Origin of the sequence: Mycobacterium sp. (genome assembly GCF_036273375.1) — a bacterium.
Taxonomy (GTDB): domain Bacteria; phylum Actinomycetota; class Actinomycetes; order Mycobacteriales; family Mycobacteriaceae; genus Mycobacterium.
In genome coordinates this window covers 1-4,506 of the sequence record NZ_DASUHS010000272.1, presented here as the reverse complement: position 1 = coordinate 4,506, position 4,506 = coordinate 1, and the positions used below count along the sequence as shown (strand labels likewise).

The following is a 4,506-nucleotide window of genomic DNA, read 5'->3' as shown; positions in this document are numbered from 1 at the left end:
ACGGGGCCAGCTTGAGGCTGGAGATCGACCCTGAACAGATTAGGTACATCCCGGCCAATGTGCAGGCTGAGATCAAGGCCACCACGGCATTTGGCAATAAGTTCGTCGAGTTGGCTTACCCGCCACACCCGAGTGCTGCGCGGCTGGCCTCGGGCGCGGTCCTGCATTCGAAGAATGTCAGCACCGAGATCAACACCGTGTTTGAAAACGTCGTCGATCTGATCAAGATGATCGATCCGCTCAAGCTCAACGCGGTTCTCACCGCAGTGGCCGACGGGGTGCGCGGACAAGGTGAACGGATCGGCGAAGCCACCACTGACCTCAATCAAGTGTTGCTGGCACTCAACGCGCGCAGCGACACCTTCCGCCAGGATTTGCGCTCGTTGAATGGCTTCAACAACGCGTATGCCCCAGCCGCTCAGGACATCCTGACAATCCTGAACGCGGCCAGCACCACCAGCTCCACCGTCGTCAAACATTCGACCGCGCTAGATGCGCTCCTGCTCAACGCCATCGGCTTTTCCGCGGCCGGAACCGACCTACTCGCCACAAGTAAGGACAGCCTTGTCGCATCGGTCAACACTTTAGAGCCCACGACCAATCTGCTGCTCACGTACAACCCGGAGTACACCTGCTTCATGCAGGGTGCCCAGTGGTACCTGGATAAAGGGGGTCGTGGGGCATGGGGCGGAAACGACGGCACCTCGATCCAACTTGACTTCGGACTTTCGCTCGGCCACGACCCGTACATGTATCCGGACAATTTGCCCATTGTCGCCGCCAAGGGCGGACCCGGGGGAAAGCCGGGATGCGGGTCGCTTCCGGACGCGACAAAGAACTTCCCGGTACGACAGCTAATTACCAACACCGGTTGGGGAACCGGCCTCGACATCCGACCCAATCCCGGCATCGGCCATCCCTGCTATGCCGACTACCTCCCGGTGACCCGCGCTGTGCCACAACCGCCCAGCATCCGCCAGTGCATTCCCGGGCCGGCGCCCGGACCGATCCCCTACCCCGGAGCGGCCCCGTACGGCGCGCCGCTGTACGGCCCGGGCGGGGTGCCGCTGTGGCCCGGGGTGCCGCCGGCCAAGCCTGGACCGGAGTCGACACCGCCGGCTCAGCCGTCGGACCAACCTGGCCCGCCCGCGCCGCCGTGAGGGTCGATGGTCTAGCTGAGGAGAACAAACCGTGAGGAAAACCCTGCGAGGCGCGGCCTGGCGCGTGGCTATCTTTTTGACGACGACGCTGCTGGTCACTTTCGCGTTGCTGACCATCTACGGGCAGTTCCGGTTCGGTGAGGGCAAGGCCTATCTCGCTTTGTTCACCAACGTGTCGGGTCTGAAGAAGGGCAACATGGTTCGGATCGCCGGGGTGGAGGTCGGCAAGGTCCAGGACATCTCAATCAACCCGGACGCGACGGTGCGCATCGAATTCTCTGTCGATGATTCCGTCGTCCTTACTGAAGGAACCCAGGCGACAATCCATTACGACAACCCGTTCGGCGGTCGGTACCTCGCCCTGCAGGAAGGTGCTGGGGGGATCAAGAATCTCAGTCCCGGTCAGACAATTCCGTTGGCCCGCACCAAACCGGCACTGGATCTGGATGCGCTGATTGGCGGATTCCGTCCGCTATTTCGGGCGCTGAACCCGGAACAAGTCAACGCGCTCAGCGCACAGTTGATAAAGGCGTTTCAGGGCGAGGGCCCAACCATCGGGTCATTTTTGGACCAGGCCGCTGCGGTGGCCAACACGTTGGCCGACCGTGATGTGCTGATCGGGCAGGTTATAAACAACCTCAACGTGGTGCTGGGATCGCTAGGCGGCCAGAGCGACCAGCTCGATAAGGCGGTGACATCGCTGTCCGAACTAATCCATCGACTGGCCGAACGCAAGACCGATGTCTCCAACGTGGTGGCCTACACCAACGCCGCTGCCGGCTCCATCGCCGATTTGCTGTCGCAGGCGCGAGAGCCGTTGCGGCAGGTGGTCCACGAGACCGACCGGGCCGCGGGCATCGCGGCAGCCGACAGCGACTATCTCGACAATCTGCTCAATACCCTGCCGGATAAATATCGAGTACTGGTGCGCCAAGGGATCTCCGGCGACTACTTCAGCTTCTACCTGTGCAACATCGTGCTCAAGCTGAACGGAAAAGGGGGCCAGCCTGTGTACGTCAAGATGGCCGGTCAAAGCACCGGACGGTGCACGCCGAAATGAAATCGTTTTCTGAACGCAGTCCGCTGCTGACCGGCGCCGTCGGCGCCGCGATACTGGCCGTCATTGCGCTGGCCGCGCTGCAGTACCAGAAGTTGCCCTTCTTCAACCAAGGCAAGAACTATTCGGCCTATTTCGCCGACGCTGGCGGCCTGCGCACCGGCGCTGTCGTCGAGGTCTCCGGTTACCCGGCGGGAAAGGTGTCAGGCATCGAACTCGACGGACGCGGTGTGCTCGTCACGTTCAAGGTGGAAAAGAAAATTCATGTGGGGGATCGCACCGAGGCGGCAATCAAAGCGCGGAGCCTTCTTGGCACCAAGGTTCTTGAGATCACACCCCGGGGTGAGGGACAGCTCCGGGGCGCGATCCCGATTGACCGGACGGTATCGCCCTACCAGCTGCCCGACGCCCTCGGCGACCTGGCCACCACGATCAGTGGACTGAATACCGATCAGCTGTCCGACTCATTGGCCAGTTTGGCGCAAACCTTTTCCTCGACCCCACCGAATCTGCGGAACGCCGTGCAAGGGCTAGCTCGATTTGCGCAAACAATCAACGCCCGCGACACACAACTGCGCAATTTGCTCGACAATGCGGCAAAAGCGACGGGAGTGCTGGCCAAGCGTAGTGACCAAGTCATCAGCCTGGTGAAGGACAGCAATACGGTGCTTGCGCAACTAAGGACGCAGAGCGCGGCCTTAGATCAGATTTGGGCCAATATTTCGGCGGTATCGCGACAACTAAAGGGATTCATCGTCGAAAACCGACAGGAGCTCAAGCCGGCGCTGGACAAGCTCAACGATGTGCTGACGATCATCGACAAACGCAAGCAGCGGCTACAGCAGGCCATTCCAGGCCTCAACCGGTATGTCATGCAGCTTGGTGAAACCATCTCGGGCGGGCCGTTTTTCAAGGTGTACGTCGCTAACCTGCTGCCAGGTCAATTCGTCCAACCATTCGTCGATGCCGCATTCTCCGACCTGGGATTGGACCCGGCCACGTTGCTGCCGTCGCAGCTAGCCGACCCCCAGACCGGCCAGCCCGGAACCCCGGCGCTGCCGATGCCCTACCCCCGGACAGGTCAGGGCGGGCAGCCGTCATTGAATTTGCCCGACGCGATTACCGGCAACCCAGGCGATCCCCGCTATCCGTACCGACAGCCGCAGCCTGCCCCGCCGCCCGGCGGTCCGCCGCCCGGGCCGCCTGCTCTGCCACCGCCTGGATTGCAGTCCATACCCGAGCCGACACCTTCTCCTGTCAACGTGCCAGCACCAGGTGAGGTATCGCCCGCGAATCAGCCGGCGGGCCAACCGTGACAACAACATTGCGCAGACGGCCGCGCACGATCCTGGCGACAATCCTCGTCGTGCTGCTCGCGGCCGGACTGTTCGTCGCAATGGCCGCCGCCGATCATGTTGCCCGAACGGTCGTGGTCGCCTACTTCGACAACAGCACCGGCGTGTTTCCCGGTGACGACGTGCTCATCCGAGGGGTGCCGGTTGGCAGGATCGACAAAATCGAACCGCAGCCCAAGCGGGCCAAAATCACCTTCTGGTTCGATCGAAAGTACAAAGTCCCCGCCAATGCCACGGCCGCGATCCTCTCACCGCAGCTGGTAACCGGTCGGTTCATCCAGTTAACGCCGCCCTACACCGGCGGACCCGCGATGCAAAATGGCGCAGTCATCGCGCAAGACCGCACCGTGGTACCGGTCGAGTGGGATGACTTGCGGGCGCAGCTGGAGCGCTTGACCCAGTTGTTGCGGCCCACGCAGCCAGGCGGTGTAAGCACGCTGGGTGCGCTCATCAACACGGCCGCCGATAATTTGCGCGGACAAGGTGCGAGCATGCGTGACACCATCATCAAGCTGTCGCAGACATTGTCGGTGCTCGGCGACCACAGCAAAGACATCTTCTCAACGCTTAAGAACCTCTCGACGCTGGTGTCGGCGTTGCACGACAGCGCTGATCTGCTCGAGCAGCTCAACCGCAACCTGGCCGCAGTATCGGGGCTACTAGCCGATGACCCAGCCAAAGTCGGTCAGTCGGTCGAGGACCTCAACGCAGCCGTCGCCGACGTACAAAGCTTCGCGGCCGACAATCGCGAGGCCCTCGGCAGTACGTCAGACAAGTTGGCATCGATCACCAAGGTGCTGGTCGACAGCCTCGACGACATCAAACAGACGCTGCACATCGCCCCGACAGGATTGTCGGACTTCGTCAATCTCTTCAAACCGGCCAATGGGGGGTTGAGCGGAGTGCTCGCCGTGAATAATTTCGCCAACCCTGT

General features: G+C 61.8%; 4 protein-coding genes. All 4 read left to right on the top strand.

What is annotated here, in order from left to right; all coding sequences use genetic code 11:
- Positions 1-1,160: MCE family protein (locus tag VFW69_RS23735; protein ID WP_526505237.1), on the top strand; the 1,160-nt coding region annotated here is incomplete at its 5' end.
- A 31-nt stretch (positions 1,161-1,191) separates the two neighbouring features.
- The gene (locus VFW69_RS23730) at positions 1,192-2,220 is read left to right on the top strand and encodes an MCE family protein (protein WP_526505235.1); all 1,029 of its coding nucleotides are present in this window, start codon (positions 1,192-1,194) and stop codon (positions 2,218-2,220) included.
- Entirely contained in the window at positions 2,217-3,533 is a 1,317-nt protein-coding gene (locus VFW69_RS23725) for an MCE family protein (protein ID WP_526505239.1), read from the top strand. Before VFW69_RS23730 ends, VFW69_RS23725 begins: the two co-directional genes overlap by 4 nt.
- Positions 3,530-4,506: virulence factor Mce family protein (locus VFW69_RS23720; RefSeq protein WP_526505233.1), on the top strand; the 977-nt coding region annotated here is incomplete at its 3' end. The genes VFW69_RS23725 and VFW69_RS23720, both read left to right, overlap by 4 nt.

Excerpts from the sequence above, each read along its gene's own strand:
- VFW69_RS23725 (WP_526505239.1), top strand. The coding sequence starts at position 2,217 with ATGAAATCGTTTTCTGAACGCAGTCCGCTGCTGACCGGCGCCGTCGGC.